Genomic DNA, 16,433 nt, shown 5'->3' with positions numbered 1-16,433 from the left:
ACCGAAGCTTTGTCATGCAAAGTTCATCTGCCTGGGTTACGCGCACACGCGAAAACCGACAGTGCCGTGCCGGCCACCGTCGGTTGTCCGCCCGTTGCGGGCTTGGGCTTTCGCGTGTCGCTTACAGACGGCCGATACCGTTGCAGACCGAAGCGTTGGCGATGTCGGTGCCTTCGTTGTAGCCGTTGTCCAGGAACACCTTCTTGACCTCGGCGGCGTAGGCGGCCGGCAGGCTGACAAAGGAGTGCTGGGCGATGGTGGCGGCCTTGGTGCCGGAGTACAGGTCGTTCAGGAAGCTGCGCACGGCAGTGGCGTCAGCCGCGGTCTGGTAGCACTGGCCGACCAGCAGGTTGGTGTAGCCGACGATCGGGTAGCCCGAGGTCGGAACGATGCCACCGGCGTTGAAGATCGGCACCCACTTGCTTGGGTCGGCGCGATCGGCCGCGGTGCTCGGGGCGACGGCGGTGCCCAGGGCGGTACGGGCGTTGGCGGCGGTCGGCAGCGGCGCGGTGCCGGCGGCCATGGCGTTCTTGCTGACGCGAGCGACCACGGCGTTGTTGTTGGTGGCGACATAGTCAGGGCTGACGTAGCCGATGGTGCCATCGGTGGCGTTGACCGCGTTGACCACATCGGCGCTGCCGGCAACGGCTTGCCAGGTGGCCGGTTCGCTGCCGACGTTGGCGGTGGTGAAGGTGCTGCTGACCACGAAGGACGATGGGCAGGAGTCAGCCAGGAAACGCGACAGCAACTCGGTGGTGCCGCTGCTGCCGGAGCGGTAGATCACCTTGATCGGGGTGGTGTCGGCGCTGCCCAGCAGCTGGCCCCAGGTGGTGGTGGTGCCGGAGAACACGGCGCACAACTGGGCGCCGGTCAGTTGCAGGTTGGTCACGCCCGACTTCTTGTAGGGGATGGCGACAGAAGTGCCCACGGACGGGATCTGTACCAGTTTGCCCCAGGTGGCGGCCTTGTTGCTGTTGTAGGTCGACAGCTCGGAAGCGCTCAGCACAGAGTCGCTGCCGGCGAAGTCGACGTTGGTGCCGGCCGGCTGGTTGATCGAGGCCGGTGCGTTGGTCAGGAACGCCGTCTTGCCACCGCCGCTGCCCACGCCGGTGTAGCTGAAATCGGCCGGCAGCAGGCGTGGCAGGGTCGAAGTGCCGTTGTAGAGGTTTTCCGGCAGGGTGGCGCCGCCACCGACAACAGCAGCCATGGATTGGGCCGAAGCCAGGGTAGCAGCCACCAGGGAGGCGGCGATCACAGTACGCTTAAACATGAAGCAATCTCCTATCGTCGTGTTCATACGTTGAGTGGGTCGCGCATTGCTGTGGGCACAGGCCGCATACCCTGATCCAGAGGGGCTGGCGGCCTGTCCACGGAGGCAACATTCGCAGCTTGTGGTGACAGGCAGAGGAAAAAACATCGGGAGTTCGGCGGGGAAAAGCTCGGGTGTCGGAGGGCGGTTTGCGCGCCTCACGCTGGGATGTCGCGGGCTCAATCAGACGATACGGGCGGGAGCGGTCCGGAGGATGGCCGCTTGCTCACTCGGGTGTTTGCGCAGAGGGCAAAAAAAGATGCAGCCGGTGTCGACAATAAGGGCGCCGCTGACGCGGCGCATCGCCGGCAAGCCGGCTCCCACAGGGACCTCGCCAACCTGTGGGAGCTGGCGCTTGCTCAGGGCGCGGCAACCTCGCTGGGCGTCGCCAGTTGCAGGACCTCGCTGGTGTAGGCCCACTCTTCCTGGACCTTGTCCGGGTGCTCGTTCAGGCGGATGCCGTAGGACGGGATGATCTGCTTGATCTTCGCCTGCCACTCGGGCGTGGCCACCTTGTCCTTGAACACCTTGTTCAGCAGGTCGAGCATGATCGGCGGCGCGGTCGAGGCGCCCGGCGAGGCGCCGAGCAGCCCGGCGATGCTGCCATCCTTGGACGTCACCACCTCGGTGCCCAGCTTCAGCACCCCGCCCTGGTTTTCGTCCTTCTTGATGATCTGCACCCGCTGGCCGGCCTGCCACAGGCGCCAGTCTGCCTTCTTGGCCTCGGGGAAGTAGGTCTGCAGCGCGGCGAAACGGTCATCGTCGGACTGCATCAGCTGGCCGATCAGGTACTGCACCAGGTCGAACTCGCGCACCCCGACCCGCACCATCGGCCAGGTGTTGTGCAGCGACATGCTGGCGAACAGGTCGAGCAGCGAACCTTCCTTGAGGAACTTGGTGGAGAAGGTGGCAAACGGCCCGAACAGGATCATGCGCTTGCCGTCGAGCACCCGGGTGTCCAGGTGCGGCACCGACATCGGCGGCGCGCCGGTGGCGGCGATGCCATAGGCCTTGGCCATGTGGCGCTGGGCGATGGCCGGGTTGTCGGTGACCAGGAACGAGCCGCCCACCGGGAAGCCGGCATAGTCCTTGGCCTCGTCGATGCCGGACTTCTGCAGCAACGGCAGCGCCGCGCCGCCGGCGCCGATGAACAGGAACTTGGCGTCGGTGGTCGAGGTGCTGCCGTCCTTGAGGTTCTTGTACTCGACGTGCCAGCTGCCATCGTCATTGCGGGTGATGTTTTCCACCTCGCTGGACAGCTTGAGGTCGAAGTTGGGCCGGGTCTGCAGGTAGCCCACGTACTGGCGGGTGATTTCGCCGAAGTTGACGTCGGTGCCGATCGGCGTCCAGGTGACGGCGAGCTTCTGGTTGGGGTCGCGCCCCTCCATCATCAGCGGCACCCACTTGGCGATCTGCGCGTGATCCTCGGAGTACTGCATGGGTTTGAACAGCGGACTGGCCTGCAGCGCCTCGTAGCGTTTCCTGAGGAAGCGGATGTTGTCGTCGCCCCAGACAAAGCTCATGTGCGGCGTGGTGTTGATGAACGAGCGCGGGTTCTTCAGCACCCCCTGCTTGACCTGCCAGGCGAGGAACTGGCGGGTGATCTGGAACGACTCGTTGATCTCCACCGCCTTGCTGATGTCGATCTTGCCGTCCTTCTCCGGGGTGTAGTTGAGCTCGGCCAGCGCCGAGTGGCCGGTACCGGCGTTGTTCCAGCCGTTGGAGCTTTCCTCGGCGACCTTGTCCAGGCGCTCGACCATCTCCATCGACCAGCCCGGCTCCAGTTCGTTGAGCCAGACCGCCAGCGTGGAACTCATGATGCCGCCGCCCACCAGCAGCACATCGACCCGCTTGCTGTCGGCGGCATGGGCGTGAAGCCCCAGGGCCAGGACCAGTGCCGCGACTGCCCACCTGGGCGTTTTGCTGATGTTCATGTGCTCTCCCGTATTGGTCGTTCCGTGCGTCTGCGGAAACAAGCTTAGCCGACTGATTTAATCGGGTATGGTCAGGATGCTGGTTATCGCCTGTACCGGCCCTGTCGCGGGGCAAGCCCGCTCCCACGCTGGAACCCTGTTCCCTGCGCGACAGCGCTGCCCGGAAGGGCTGTGTGATCTCCTACAGGGAGCAGAGTTGCAGGCATCACCAGCGTGGGAGCGGGCTTGCCCCGCGATAGGGCCGGTACAGGCAGCCGATAATCGCCCGCTTTATACAGTCCACCATTTGACCAAACTAACCAGATAGTACAATTATCGAAGCATCCAAAAACAACAAAGCGACGCCCCGTCATGACACCCCGAATCCTCGTGCTCAACGGCCCCAACCTCAACCTGCTGGGCACCCGCGAACCCACCCAGTACGGCCACGAAACCCTCGCCGACCTGGCCCGGCTGTGCGCCACCAGCGCCGCCGAGCTCGGCCTGGAACTGGAGTTCCGCCAGACCAACCACGAAGGCGAGCTGCTCGACTGGATCCATGCCGCCCGTGGCCGCTGCCACGGCATCCTGATCAACCCCGCCGCCTGGACCCACACCTCGGTGGCCATCCGCGACGCCCTGGTGGCCAGCGAGCTGCCGGTGATCGAGGTACACCTGTCCAACGTGCACAGGCGCGAGCCGTTCCGCCACCTGTCGTTTGTCTCCAGCATCGCCGTGGGGGTGATCTGCGGCCTCGGCAGCCAGGGCTACCGCATGGCCCTGAGCTACTTCAGCGAACACCTGCGCGAGCACGCGGCATGAACGGCGCGGGCATCCTCGCCGGCCTCATCGGCCGTGGCATCCAGGCCTCGCGCACCCCGGCGCTGCACGAGCATGAAGGCGACGCCCAGGCGCTGCGCTACCTGTACCGGCTGATCGACGCCGACCAGCTGGGCCTGGACGACAGCGCCCTGCCCGCCCTGCTCGATGCCGCCGAACGCACCGGTTTCACCGGGCTCAACATCACCTTCCCGTTCAAGCAGGCGATCCTGCCACTGCTCGACGAACTGTCGGACGAAGCCCGCGGCATTGGCGCAGTGAACACCGTGGTGCTGCGCGAGGGTCGACGGGTGGGCCACAACACCGACTGCCTGGGCTTCGCCGAAGGCTTGCGACGCGGCCTGCCCGGCGTCGCGCGGCGTCAGGTGGTGCAGCTGGGCGCGGGCGGCGCGGGTGCGGCGGTGGCCCATGCGCTGCTGGCCGAAGGCGTCGAGCGCTTGCAGTTGTTCGAGGTGGACCAGGCCCGTGCCCGGGCGCTGGTAGACAATCTCACCCAGCGTTTCGGCGCCGGTCGCGCCGTGCTCGGCGAAGACCTGGCCGGCGCGGTGGCCGAGGCCGATGGCCTGGTCAACACCACGCCCGTGGGCATGGCCAAACTGCCCGGCACCCCCTTGCCGCCCGCGCTGCTGCACCCACGGCTGTGGGTGGCGGAGATCATCTACTTCCCCCTGGAGACCGAGCTGCTGCGCCATGCCCGGGCCCTGGGCTGCCGCACCCTGGATGGCGGCACCATGGCGGTGTTCCAGGCGGTCAAGGCCTTCGAGCTGTTTAGCGGGCGCCCGGCCGATGCCAAGCGCATGCAGGCGCACTTCGCCAGTTTCTAGCAAGGCCGCGCTTGCGCAATCTGGGCTGCTCCGCAATGAAGCGATGCAGCCCTCAGGTCCCCGCCACCGCACCGATGAAGTTGGCCAGTTCCGCCGTACGCGGCGCAGCGAACACTTCGCGTGGGTGACCGGTCTCGTGCACCTTGCCCTGGTGCATGAACACCAGCTTGTCGCCCACCTCGCGGGCAAAGCGCATCTCGTGGGTGACCATGACCAGGGTCATGCCCTCCTTCGCCAGCTGGCGCACCACGCCCAGCACTTCGTTGACCAGCTCCGGGTCCAGCGCCGAGGTGATCTCGTCGCACAGCAGCACCTTGGGCGACATGGCCAGCGCCCGGGCGATGGCCACCCGCTGCTGCTGCCCGCCGGAAAGGCGGTCGGGGTAGGCGTCGATCTTGTCGCCCAGCCCTACCCGCTCCAGCATCCGCTCGGCCAGCTGGCGTGCCTCGGCCCTGCCGGCCTTCTTCACCACCTGGGGCGCCAGCATCACGTTCTCGCCCACGGTCAGGTGCGGGAACAGGTTGAACTGCTGGAACACCATGCCGACCTTCTGGCGCAGCGCGCGCAGATCGGCACGGCCGGCGTCGAGGTACTCGCCATCCACCTCGATCACCCCGTCGCTGATCGACTCCAGGCCGTTGAGGGTGCGCAGGAAGGTGCTCTTGCCCGAGCCGCTGCGACCGATGATGGCCACCACCTCGCCCTCCTCGATGCTCAGGTCGACCCCCTTGAGCACGTGGTTGTCGCCGTAGTACTTGTGCAGCGCGGACACTCTAAGCAGGGGCATGCAGCCTCCTTTCCAGGTAACGGGCGCTCAGCGAGAGCGGGTAACAGAGGATGAAGTAGCCCACGGCCACCAGGCCGTAGATCAGGAATGGCTCGAAGGTGGCGTTGGCCAGCATGCCGCCGGTCTTGGTCAGCTCGGTGAAACCGATGATCGAGGTGACCGCGGTGCCCTTGACCACCTGCACCGAGAAGCCCACGGTCGGGGCGATGGCAATGCGCAGGGCCTGGGGCAGGATCACATGGCGCAACTGCTCCAGGCGGCTCATGGCCAGGCTGCCAGCGGCCTCCCACTGGCCCCGCGGGATCGCCTCCACGCAGCCGCGCCAGATCTCGGCGAGAAAGGCGCTGGTGAACAAGGTCAGGGCGATGGCCGCGGCCATCCACGCCGACACGTCGATGCCGAACAGGGCGATGCCGAAGAACACCATGAACAGCTGCATCAGCAGCGGCGTGCCCTGGAACAGCTCGATGAACGCGCGCGCGGCTCCGCGCAGCAGTGGCCGGTCACTGATCCGCGCCACCAGCAGCAACAGCCCGGCGACGCTGCCGCAGGCGAACGCCACCAGCGACAACAGCAAGGTCCACTGCAACCCGGTCATGAGGTTGCGCACGATATCCCACAGGGTGAAGTCCATTCAGCGTCTCCCCATCAGCAGGCGCTGGCCGATCCAGGCCAGCAGCTGGCGCACGACGATGGCCATCAGCAGGTACAGCAACGTGGTCAACAGGTAGGTCTCGAAGGCGCGGAAATTGCGCGACTGGATGAAGTTGGCGGCGAACGATAGCTCCTCGGTGGCGATCTGCGAACACACTGCCGAACCGAGCATGACGATCACGATCTGGCTCGACAGCGCCGGCCACACCTTGGCCAGGGCCGGTTGCAACACCACGTGGCGAAACGCCTCGAAGCGGCTCAACGCCAGCGCGGCCGCGGCTTCGAGCTGGCCCTTGGGAATCGCCTGGATACCGGCGCGGATGATCTCGGTCGAATAGGCGCCCAGGTTGATCACCATTGCCAGCACCGCCGCCTGCCACTCACTCAGGCGCACGCCCAGTGCCGGCAGGCCGAAGAAGATGAAGAACAGCTGGACGATGAACGGCGTGTTGCGGATCAGCTCCACGTACAGCCCGAACAGCGCGTCGAACGGCCGCAGGCGCCAGGCCCGGGTCACCGCGCCGAGCACGCCGATGGCGACCCCGAGCACGGTGCCGACCAGGGTCAGCTCCAGGGTGAACAGCATGCCCCGCAGCAACAGGTCGCCCTGCGCCAGCACCGGGGCGAAGTCGAATTGATAGGCCATCGCTCAAGTGCTCAGAGGTCGGCCGGCAGTGGCTGCTTGAGCCACTTCTCGGCGTTGCGGTTCAGGCTGCCGTCGGTCCTGGCGGCCTCGAGGGTGGCGTTGACCTTCTGCAGAAGCGCCGGCTCGTTCTTGGCCAGGCCCACGTACACCGGCGAGTCCTTGAGCTTGACCTTGAGCACCGGCACCTTGGCCGGATTCTTCGCGGCGATGGCGGCCATCACCACGCTGCCGCTGGCGATCAACTCGACCTGGCCGGACAGATAGGCGGCGATGGTCGAGTTGTTGTCCTCGAAGCGCTTGATGATCGCGCCCTTGGGCGCCACGGCGCTGAGCTCCATGTCCTCGATGGCGCCGCGGGTGACGCTGATGGTCTTGCCGGCAAGGGCGTCGATAGCGTCGACCGGTGCCTCGGCCGGGCCGAACACCGCCAGGTAGAACGGCGCATAGGGGCGCGAGAAGTCGATCACCGCGGCGCGCTCGGGGTTCTTGCCCAGGCTCGAGATCACCAGGTCGACCTTGCCGGTGGTAAGGAACGGGATGCGGTTGGTGCTGTTGACCGGGGTCAGGGCCAGCTTGACGCCAAGCTTGTCGGCCAGCAGTTGCGCGGTGTCGATGTCCAGGCCGCGGGGCTTGAGGTCCGGGCCGACCGAGCCGAACGGCGGGAAGTCCTGGGGCACGGCAACCTTGAGCACGCCGCGGGCGGTGATGTCGGCCAGCGCGTCGGCCTGGGCCAGGGGCATTGCCAGAGGGGTGGCGCAGAACAGGGTGGCCAGGAACAGGGAGCGGAACGTCTTCATCGAAAGGCCTCGCAGGAGTCCGGAAAGGGGCGGCGATGCCAGTGCACGGGCCATGCCAGCCTTGGGCAAAACACCCGCGAGCGGCGTGCCGCAAGGCGCCGATCAGGTCTTACTGGTCTGAACAGTTGTGACCTCGAAGCGCTCCGTGCCCCGCTTTCGCGCAACGGCCGCAGGGCCTGCGCCAGGACGAGGCAAGGCTTGCCACGCCGTACCGATTGCCCGTAAAAGGGAGGCCATCGCCCTCAGACCGGTCTGAACAGCATGCTCGCCACCGCCACACGCCCCGTCCCGGAAATCGCCCTGCAGGCCATCCGCCAACTGATCGAGCAGGACGGCTACCAGCCCGGCGACGCCCTGCCCTCACAGCGCGACCTGGCCGAACGCCTGGGCGTGAGTCGGGCGTCGCTGCGCGAGGCGTTGTCGTCGCTTAGCGCCCTGGGACTGGTCAGCGTGCAACCGGGCAAGGGCGTGTTCGTCCAGGCTCCGGTCACCGGCCAACCATCGCCGGGCGGTTTCGCCTGGCCCTATGCCGAACAGGTCTCGGCCGCCGACACCTTCCAGCTGCGCTACGCCCTGGAAGGCTTCGCCGCCGGCCAGGCGGCCCTGGCGTTGACCGCCGATGACCTGGACGCGTTGCAGGCCAACGTCGAGGCAATGGCCGTGGAGTTGCGCGCCGGGCGCTTCGAGGCCGCCGCACGCCTGGACTTCGCCTTTCACCAGCAACTGCTGCAGGCCAGCGGCAACCGCGCGATGCTGCAGGTGATCACCGCCAGCCAGGATATTTTCCTGGAAAGCCAGAAGCTGCCGTTCATCCGCCCCGAGCGGGCAATGGAAACCTGGCAGGAGCACCGCAAGATCCTCCGCGCCCTCGCCCGCCGTTCCCAGGCCGGCGCGCAACGGGCGATGCAGGAGCATATCCGCAATGCCGCGGCGCGCACCGGGGTGGTGTTCGCCGGTTGAGCGGGATCAGGCCTTGATGTAGCGCATCACCGCCTCGCAGATCACCTGCTTTTGACGCTGCTTGACCTGCTCGTCGGCCAGATCGATCTGGAAGAGGTCGCCGAAGGTGTGGCGGTTCGACACCCGGTAGAAGCAGAACGAGCTCATCAGCATGTGCAGGTCGATCACCTCGATCCCCGGGCGGAACACGCCCTGCTCCACGCCACGGGCGAGAATCTTGCCCAGCGCGTCGAGCACCATGCTGCTCATCTCGCGGATCACCGGCGACTGCTTGACGTATTCGCCGTAGTGGATGTTCTCGGTACAGACGATGCGCACGAAGTCGACGTTGTCGGCGTGGTGGTCGAAGGTGAACTCCACCAGGCGCTGGATCGCCTGTTCAGGTGAAAGCGAGTCGAGGTCCAGGCTGTGCTCGGTCTTGCGGATGTCGCCGTAGAGCTTGACCAGGCATTCGACGTAGAGCTGCTCCTTGCTGCCGAAGTAGTAGTAGATCATGCGCTTGGAGGTGGCGGTACGCTCGGCGATGGCGTCGACCCGGGCGCCGGCCAGGCCCTGCTGGACAAACTCGGTGATGGCGGCCTGGAGAATATTCTCGCGGGTCTTTTCCGGGTTGTTCTTGCGCGATCTGCGCAGCCCTTCGACTTCAGGCTTGGCTACCGAATCACTCATACCGACTCACAGGCTCGTTATAGGAATCCGGGCGATTATCCGTGAGCCGGGCGGTGCAGGGAAGCGTGGTGTTGTGAGCGGCTGCCGCCCCCATCGCGGGGCAAGCCCGCTCCCACGCTTCGTGCGTGATTGTCCAGCCCTAGAGGCTGCGCAGTAGTGCAAAGAACAGAACAGCGAGCATCACCAGCGTGGGAGCGGGCTTGCCCCGCGATGGGACCCTGATTCACAACACCGCCGTGCGCCCCACCCCGCTGCGCGCCTTGGCCATCGCCGCCAGGCGCACCGCCACGTTGGCCGCGCCATACCCGGCGTCCCCCCCCTTGCGCTGCAGGATCTCGAAGAAGAAGCGCCCCTCGAACGGTTCGGTGTACACATGGAACAGCTCGCCGCCCTGGGCATCGCGGTCGTACAGCACGTTGTAGTACGCCAGCTCGCTGAGGAACTCGTCATCGAAGTCGAAGCGCGCCGCCAGGTCGTCGTAGTAGTTCAGCGGTATCTCCAGCAGCGGTACTCCCGCCTCCTTGGCCCTGGCCACCTCGCGGAAGATATCGTCGCAGTCGAAGGCGACATGGTGCACCCCCGAGCCACGATAGCTGTCCAGCGCATGGGCGATGGCGGTATTGCGGTTCTCCGAGATGTTCAACGGCAGGCGCAGGCTGCCGCACTGGCTGCGCAGGGCACGGCTCTTGACCAGGCCATAGGGGTCGGGCAGCACCACCTCGTCGTCGGCAGTGAAGTCGAACAGGCTCTTGTAGAACAGCACCCAGCTGTCCAGCGCCTCGGCCGGCAGCGCCAGGGCCATGTGGTCGATGCGCTTGAGCCCGCCTCTGGCCCGGGCGTTCTGGTCCAGGTGGAAATCGGTGTCGTAGAGGCTCGGGCCGCCAACGTCCGGCTCCACCAGGTACAGCAGGCTGCCGTCGGGCGCGCGCACCGCCGGAATCTCGCGTTCGTTGGGGCCGACCAGGCCACGGAACGGCTGGCCACGGTAGGCGGTGGCGCGCCGCAGCGCGGCTTGGCCGTCACTCACCCGCAGCGCCGTGGCGCACAACGACGGGCCATGGGCCTCGAAGAAGTTGTGGCCGAACGAGTAAGGCTCGGCGTTGAGCACGATGTTGATATCGCCCTGGCGCAGCAGGCGCACCGCCTTGCTGCGGTGTTCGCCGGCCTCGGCGAAGCCCAGGCGCTTGAGCCATACGCCCAGGCGCGCACCGACCGCCTCGTCGACGGCGAACTCAAGGAACTCCACGCCGTCGTAGCGGCTTGCGGCAGGCGGTGCGAACAGCACGCCAGGCTCGGCGGCCCGCGCCTCACGCTCCAACTGAAGGCGAGTCTTCTCCTCCAGGTACAGCAGTGAACGCAAGCCGTCGGCAGCGTTTTGCCGGGGCGGCGCTGCACGGAAACCGTCGTTGAAGATCTCCAGCGACAGCGGACCGCGATAACCGGTGGCGAGGATCGGCGCAAGGAAACCCGCCAGGTCCATCTCGCCCTGCCCCGGGAAGCAGCGGAAATGCCGGCTCCACTCCAGCACGTCCATGGCCAGGATCGGTGCGTCGGCCATCTGCACGAAGAAGATCTTCTCGCCGGGAATATCGCGGATACCGCTGGGATCGCCCTTGATAGACAAGGTGTGGAAGCTGTCGAGGATCACCCCCAGCGCCGGATGATCGGCCTGGCGCACCAGGTTCCACACCTGCTGCCAGGTGTTGACGTGGCGGCCCCAGGCCAAGGCCTCGTAGCCAATGCGCAGGCCCCGGTCGCCGGCATGTTCGGCGAGCAGGCGCAGGTCTTCCACCAGCAATTGCTCATCGCCCAGGGCGTCGGGCTGGACGTTGCTGCACAGCAGCACCAGGTCGGTGCCCAGCTCCTGCATCAGGTCGAACTTGCGTTCGGCACGGTCGAGGTTCTTGTGCAGGCGGTCGCGGCGGCAGCCCTCGAAATCGCGAAACGGCTGGAACAGGGTGATCGCCAGCCCCAGGTCCGCGCACAGCTGGCGGATCTCGCGAGGGCTGCCGGCGTAGTACAGCAGGTCGTTCTCGAAGATCTCGACGCCGTCGAAACCCGCGGCGGCGATGGCTTCTAGTTTTTCCGGCAGGGTGCCGCTCAAGGAAACGGTGGCGATCGAACGGTGCATGGCGGGTGTTCCTTGTTATTGAGGGAGGCCTGGGCAGGTCCGGCCCTATCGCGGGGCCGGTACGGACAACACCTGGCACGATCGATTATTCGCAGGTAAAGTCGCCCCGGCAACGCACTTTGTACGAAACAGTTAGTTTTTGTTCGATTACCGAACAAAACCCGTTCTGGCGAATTGATTCACCCACTCCCGTGAACAACCATGAACACCAGTCGCAGGCCCCGCCGGCCCTTCTCGCTGCCACGCCGGTCGTTCGGCGGGCCCTGCGCTGCAACGCCCAACGTCACCACATAATAAGTTCAAGAAAACGGGTACCGACCTATGCACACCTTGCTCGCCCTGCGATCCGCACCGCCGCGTTCGTCTTCTCCCTACAGCCCCGTTGCCGTGCCCTGCGCGCGCTGACCATCCGGCCCCTGACAAGAACAACGGAGACAACATGGCCCGCTCAAGCTCCCAAGCCAAGAAAGCCACCGCCAGCGGATGGATCGGCTCTGCCCTCGAGTACTACGACTTCTTCATCTACGCCCAGGCCGCGGCGCTGATCTTCCCGCAGATCTTCTTCCCTTCCAGCGACCCGAAGATGGCCATCATCGCCTCGCTGGCCACCTACGGCGTGGGCTACCTGGCGCGCCCGATCGGCGCCTGCGTGCTCGGCCACTGGGGTGACACCCGCGGGCGCAAGAACGTGCTGCTGCTGTGCATGTTCCTGATGGGCCTGTCGACCATGGCCGTGGGCCTGCTGCCCACCTACCACGACATCGGCCTGCTGGCCCCGGCGCTGCTGGTGGTGCTGCGCCTGGTCCAGGGCTTCGCCGTGGCCGGCGAGATTTCCGGGGCCAGTTCGATGATCATGGAGCACGCGCCGTTCGGCCGCCGCGGCTACTACGCCAGCTACACCCTGCAGGGCGTGCAGGCCGGCCAGGTGATGGCGGCGGCGGTGTTCCTGCCGCTGGCCTACTTCATGCCCAGCGAGGCCTTCAACGAGTGGGGCTGGCGCATCCCGTTCCTGATGAGCGCGGTGGTGCTGATCGCCGGTTTCATCATCCGCAAGGAGGTGCACGAGACCCCGGCCTTCGTCCAGGAGGAGAAACAGGACAAGGTCGCCAAGTCGCCGATCGGCGAAGCCTTCCGCCACAGCTGGAAGCACATGGTGCTGGTGATGTTCATGGCGCTGATGAACGTGATCCCGGTGGTCGCCACCATCTTCGGCGCGGCCTACGCGGTGCAGCCGGCCTACGGCATCGGCTTCGACAAGAGCGTGTACCTGTGGATCCCGGTGGTGGGCAACATCGTCGCGGTGCTGGTGATCCCCTTCGTCGGCAACCTGTCCGACCGGATCGGCCGTCGCCCGACCATGATCGCCGGCTGCCTGGGCTCGGGTCTGCTGGCCTTCGCCTACCTGTACGCGATCAGCATCCAGAACGTGCCGCTGGCCTTCGCCGCCTCGATCCTCATGTGGGGCATGGTCTACCAGGGCTACAACGCGGTGTTCCCAAGCTTCTACCCCGAGCTGTTCCACACCCGCTACCGCGTCTCGGCCATGGCCATCGCGCAGAACATCGGCACCATGATCACCGCCATGCTGCCGGCGCTGTTCGCCGCCGTGGCGCCACCGGGCTCGGAGCATATCTGGCTGGTGGTCGGCGGGCTGGCATTCCTGGTCACCTGCGTGTGCGCGTTTGCCGCGTACCTGGCGCCGGAGACCCATCGACTGGCCATGGAAGACCTGGGCAACCCGCAGGCACGGCCGATGGCGCGTGAAGCGTATGAGGCCAGTCGCAAGGGCAACCTGAAAGCGTTTGGCCACTGAGACCTTCGGGGCCGCCTTGCGGCCCCTTCGCAGCAAGCGCGTTCAAACCAGGCTGAAAAGCTGAGCGATACGCTTGAGCGCACGCGTGCCGTCACAGTCGTACAGGTCGCCCAGCAGCAACTGGTCATCCATGGCATGCAGACGAAAGTGATTGTAGAACGCTTGCCCAAGACGTTGCCCAGTGAACGCCCCCTGCTCCCACGCCGCCAGGAAGCGTTCGTAGGCAAGACGTTCCAGCACCAATGGCGGGAGCGCTTCGGATTGGCCGGGCGGGTTCGTCTGCATGGGTCAGGCCCGGCTGAACAGCATCAACTCGCCGGAGCCGGCGATCACAAGGCTTCTGCCCGACCAGGAAAAACCGAATGCGCGCAGCTCGGGCTCTTCGGCAAGCTTGTGAAAGTTCGCCGGTTTGCCGTAGGCGGCGCCGAACAGCCATGAGCCAGGCTCGACAAGCAACAGTTGACTCACCGGCCAACGCACCGGAATCGCCTCGACGCACCAGCCGTCGGCCGTGGCATTGGGCAGCCCACCACCACTGATACCTGCCATGCGCAGGGTGCAGCCCGACAGCGGGCCGATCCCGGTGCATTCATGGTACTGATCGGTCGCCCGGGTCGCGTCGTATTCACGCGCCAGTTTCTCGCCCGTCCTGCAGTCGAACACACCCAGGCCGCTGCTCGAACAGACCAGCAGCAAGTCCCTGTCGCGATCAAAACCGACATCCTCCAGCCCGGCCACACAGTAATGCCCGGTGAGCACCCATGGCGCCGGGGGCAGGCAGACAGGTGCCTGTTCGATGGACTTGCGCAAGGGGTCGAGGTAAGAGGTGTCCAGGGAAGGCATCCAAGCATCCGGTTGAGCGAGAGCGGATGTCATTGTGCTGCATTGCTCGGCACGCTGCACCAGGTCGTTCATCAGTCCGGCAACCGATAGCGCTCGGCGAAGTACTGCCGGAAGAACTCCACCGCCACCCGCACCTTGGCCGAGCCGGCCAAGGGCGCCGTGTACACCGCCCAGATGTCCGCCGCCTGCTGGTAATCCGGCAGCACCTGCACCAGCCGCCCCTCGGCGATGCTGTCGTGCACGTCCCACCACGAGCGCAGCAGGATGCCGCGCCCGTCCAGGCACCACTGGTGCGCCACCTCGCCATGGTTGCTCGACAGCCCGCCGGTCACCCGCACGCTCTCCTCGCCCTGCGGCCCTTCCAGGTGCCATAGCCCGAACGGGTGGTCGCGCTCCTTGATCACCAGGCAGTCATGGCTGGCCAGGTCCGCCAGCACCCGTGGCGAGCCATGCTCGGCCAGGTACGCAGGCGCCGCGCACAGCACCCGGCGGTTGCGCGCCAGGGGCTTGGCGATCAGGTGCGGGGCGATCACGTTACCCACGCGGATGTCCAGGTCGACGCCTTCGGCGATCAGGTCCACCAGGCGATCGTGCACATCCAGGCGAATGTCCAGGCGCGGGTAGCGCGCCGCCAGTTCCGACAGCGCCGGCGCCACGAAGCGCCGGCCCAGGCCCAGGCTGCTGGCGATGCGCAACTGTCCGACCGGCTCGCGCTGGCCGACGTTGAGATCGTCGTCCATGCGTTGCAGGGTCTCGAAGATCTGCTGCGCCCACTGGTACACCCGCTCGCCCTCCTCGCTCACCGTCACCCGCCGGGTGGTACGGTGCAGCAGACGCACGCCCAGGCTGTCCTCCAACAGGCGGATGCGCTTGCTGACGAACGCCGCCGACATGCCGCGCTCGTCGGCCACCGCGGCGAAGCTGGCGCGGCGGGCCACCTGCAGGAAGATGTCGAGGTCGTCCAGGTTCGGCAGATTATTCACGATTCGTGCACCAAGAATTGATGGATTGCCGGATTATCTCCGAAGCACAGCCTTATAGCATGGCCGCATCTTCCCTGAACACGAGAGGCGCCCCATGACCAAGACCTTCAAGATCGCCGCCATCCCCGGTGACGGCATCGGTAACGAAGTCCTCCCCGAAGGCCTGCGCGTGGTCGAGGCCGCCGCCCGCAAGCACGGCCTGAACCTTGAGTTCGAGTTCTTCGAGTGGGCCAGCTGCGACTACTACCTGGCCCACGGCAAGATGATGCCCGACGACTGGTTCGACCAGCTCAAGGGCTTCGACGCCCTGTACTTTGGCGCCGTCGGCTGGCCGGACAAGGTCCCGGACCATATCTCGCTGTGGGGATCCTTGCTCAAGTTCCGCCGCGATTTCGACCAGTACGTGAACATCCGCCCGGTGCGCCTGTTCCCCGGCGTGCCCTGCCCGCTGGCGAACAAGCAGCCCGGCGACATCGACTTCGTGGTGATCCGCGAGAACACCGAGGGTGAATACTCCTCCCTGGGCGGGCGCATGTTCGAAGGCACCGACAACGAGTTCGTGCTGCAGGAGTCGGTGTTCACCCGCCGTGGCGTGGACCGCATCCTCAAGTATGCCTTCGACGTGGCCCAGACCCGCGAGCGCAAGCACGTCACCTCGGCAACCAAGTCCAACGGCATGGCCGTGAGCATGCCCTACTGGGACGAGCGCACCGCCGCCATGGCCGCCCACTACCCCGAGATCAGCTGGGACAAGCAGCACATCGACATCCTCTGCGCCCGTTTCGTGCTGCAGCCTGAACGCTTCGACGTGGTGGTGGCCTCCAACCTGTTCGGCGACATCCTCTCCGACCTCGGCCCGGCCTGCGCCGGCACCATCGGCATCGCGCCGTCGGCCAACCTCAACCCCGAGCGCAAGTTCCCGTCGCTGTTCGAGCCGGTGCACGGTTCGGCGCCGGACATCCATGGCCAGAACATCGCCAACCCGATCGCGATGATCTGGTCCGGCGCGCTGATGCTCGAGTTCCTCGGCCAGGCCGGCAACGACGCCCGCTACCAGGCGGCCCACGACGACATCCTCAAGGCCATCGAGACAGTGATCGCCAACGGCGACACCACCCGCGACATGGGCGGCAGCCGCTCGACCCAGGAAGTGGGCAAGGCCATCGCCGAGCTGCTCGGGGCCTGAGTCGGCGTCAGGTCATCGCGTGGCAAGCCCGCTCCCACAAAGAAGCAATGCGTCTTTCTGTACGTGGGAGCGGGCTTG

The 16,433-nt window shown here is 66.2% G+C and carries 16 protein-coding genes; 5 read left to right on the top strand and 11 right to left on the bottom strand.

Translation table 11 applies throughout. From position 1 onward, the window contains the following. Positions 1 to 121: 121 nt before the first annotated feature. Positions 122 to 1,270 (bottom strand): substrate-binding domain-containing protein, encoded by a 1,149-nt coding sequence (locus tag HU751_RS04485; RefSeq protein WP_186734803.1) that lies wholly within the window; start codon positions 1,268 to 1,270, stop codon positions 122 to 124. Between the two features lie 398 nt (positions 1,271 to 1,668). Further along, complete coding sequence (gene mqo, locus HU751_RS04480; RefSeq protein ID WP_186734805.1) at positions 1,669 to 3,243, bottom strand: malate dehydrogenase (quinone); 1,575 nt, start codon at positions 3,241 to 3,243, stop codon at positions 1,669 to 1,671. Positions 3,244 to 3,594: 351 nt separating this feature from the next. On the opposite strand from mqo, the gene aroQ reads away from it, so the two are divergent. Together aroQ and HU751_RS04470 are read left to right on the top strand one after the other, a co-directional pair. Continuing rightward, positions 3,595 to 4,044, top strand: a complete 450-nt coding sequence (gene aroQ / locus HU751_RS04475; protein WP_186734807.1) for a type II 3-dehydroquinate dehydratase — start codon at positions 3,595 to 3,597, stop codon at positions 4,042 to 4,044. Further along, positions 4,041 to 4,886: a shikimate dehydrogenase gene (locus HU751_RS04470; protein ID WP_186734809.1), complete on the top strand. Its 846-nt coding sequence runs from the start codon at positions 4,041 to 4,043 to the stop codon at positions 4,884 to 4,886. The genes aroQ and HU751_RS04470 overlap by 4 nt, the downstream gene beginning before the upstream one ends. 52 nt (positions 4,887 to 4,938) lie before the next feature. On the opposite strand, the gene HU751_RS04465 is transcribed toward HU751_RS04470, so the two are convergent. The 4 genes from HU751_RS04465 to HU751_RS04450 are packed head-to-tail and all read right to left on the bottom strand — an operon-like array spanning position 4,939 to position 7,770. Next, positions 4,939 to 5,673 carry an amino acid ABC transporter ATP-binding protein gene (locus HU751_RS04465; protein WP_186734811.1) on the bottom strand — a complete coding sequence of 245 codons (735 nt, stop codon included), beginning with the start codon at positions 5,671 to 5,673 and terminating at the stop codon, positions 4,939 to 4,941. Continuing rightward, positions 5,660 to 6,307, bottom strand: coding sequence for an amino acid ABC transporter permease (locus tag HU751_RS04460; RefSeq protein WP_186734813.1), 648 nt, complete (start codon positions 6,305 to 6,307; stop codon positions 5,660 to 5,662). Before HU751_RS04460 ends, HU751_RS04465 begins: the two co-directional genes overlap by 14 nt. Beyond that, entirely contained in the window at positions 6,308 to 6,973 is a 666-nt protein-coding gene (locus tag HU751_RS04455; RefSeq protein WP_186711954.1) for an amino acid ABC transporter permease, read from the bottom strand. 11 nt (positions 6,974 to 6,984) lie between these two features. Continuing rightward, on the bottom strand, positions 6,985 to 7,770 hold the full coding sequence (locus HU751_RS04450) for a transporter substrate-binding domain-containing protein (protein ID WP_186734815.1): 786 nt from the start codon (positions 7,768 to 7,770) through the stop codon (positions 6,985 to 6,987). A 261-nt stretch (positions 7,771 to 8,031) separates the two neighbouring features. Between HU751_RS04450 and HU751_RS04445 the strand changes: the two genes are divergently transcribed. Continuing rightward, complete coding sequence (locus HU751_RS04445; RefSeq protein WP_186734817.1) at positions 8,032 to 8,730, top strand: FadR/GntR family transcriptional regulator; 699 nt, start codon at positions 8,032 to 8,034, stop codon at positions 8,728 to 8,730. A gap of 6 nt (positions 8,731 to 8,736) precedes the next feature. Here the strand turns inward: HU751_RS04445 and HU751_RS04440 are convergent, their stop codons facing one another. Together HU751_RS04440 and quiC are read right to left on the bottom strand one after the other, a co-directional pair. Further along, positions 8,737 to 9,399, bottom strand: coding sequence for a TetR/AcrR family transcriptional regulator (locus HU751_RS04440; protein ID WP_186734819.1), 663 nt, complete (start codon positions 9,397 to 9,399; stop codon positions 8,737 to 8,739). A 223-nt stretch (positions 9,400 to 9,622) separates the two neighbouring features. Next, positions 9,623 to 11,530: a 3-dehydroshikimate dehydratase QuiC gene (gene quiC / locus HU751_RS04435; protein ID WP_186734821.1), complete on the bottom strand. Its 1,908-nt coding sequence runs from the start codon at positions 11,528 to 11,530 to the stop codon at positions 9,623 to 9,625. 439 nt (positions 11,531 to 11,969) lie between these two features. Here quiC and HU751_RS04430 point away from each other — a divergent pair, with 439 nt between their 5' ends. Next, complete coding sequence (locus HU751_RS04430) at positions 11,970 to 13,343, top strand: MFS transporter (protein WP_186734823.1); 1,374 nt, start codon at positions 11,970 to 11,972, stop codon at positions 13,341 to 13,343. Between the two features lie 42 nt (positions 13,344 to 13,385). Here the strand turns inward: HU751_RS04430 and HU751_RS04425 are convergent, their stop codons facing one another. Genes HU751_RS04425 through HU751_RS04415 form a run of 3 tightly spaced genes read right to left on the bottom strand, consistent with a single transcriptional unit; the run spans position 13,386 to position 15,169 of the window. Next, a complete protein-coding gene (locus HU751_RS04425) occupies positions 13,386 to 13,628 on the bottom strand; it encodes a hypothetical protein (protein ID WP_186734825.1) in 243 nt (80 codons plus the stop codon). Positions 13,629 to 13,631: 3 nt separating this feature from the next. Continuing rightward, positions 13,632 to 14,258 (bottom strand): hypothetical protein, encoded by a 627-nt coding sequence (locus HU751_RS04420; protein ID WP_225933220.1) that lies wholly within the window; start codon positions 14,256 to 14,258, stop codon positions 13,632 to 13,634. Continuing rightward, positions 14,258 to 15,169 carry a LysR substrate-binding domain-containing protein gene (locus tag HU751_RS04415; protein ID WP_186734827.1) on the bottom strand — a complete coding sequence of 304 codons (912 nt, stop codon included), beginning with the start codon at positions 15,167 to 15,169 and terminating at the stop codon, positions 14,258 to 14,260. Before HU751_RS04415 ends, HU751_RS04420 begins: the two co-directional genes overlap by 1 nt. Before the next feature lie 94 nt (positions 15,170 to 15,263). Here HU751_RS04415 and HU751_RS04410 point away from each other — a divergent pair, with 94 nt between their 5' ends. Then, positions 15,264 to 16,355: a tartrate dehydrogenase gene (locus tag HU751_RS04410; protein ID WP_186734829.1), complete on the top strand. Its 1,092-nt coding sequence runs from the start codon at positions 15,264 to 15,266 to the stop codon at positions 16,353 to 16,355. Positions 16,356 to 16,433: the final 78 nt, after the last annotated feature.

Origin of the sequence: Pseudomonas peradeniyensis, from assembly GCF_014268935.2 — a bacterium.
GTDB lineage: Bacteria > Pseudomonadota > Gammaproteobacteria > Pseudomonadales > Pseudomonadaceae > Aquipseudomonas > Aquipseudomonas peradeniyensis.
Note: the sequence above shows the minus strand (reverse complement) of the source record. Positions and strands in the feature narration are given on the sequence as shown.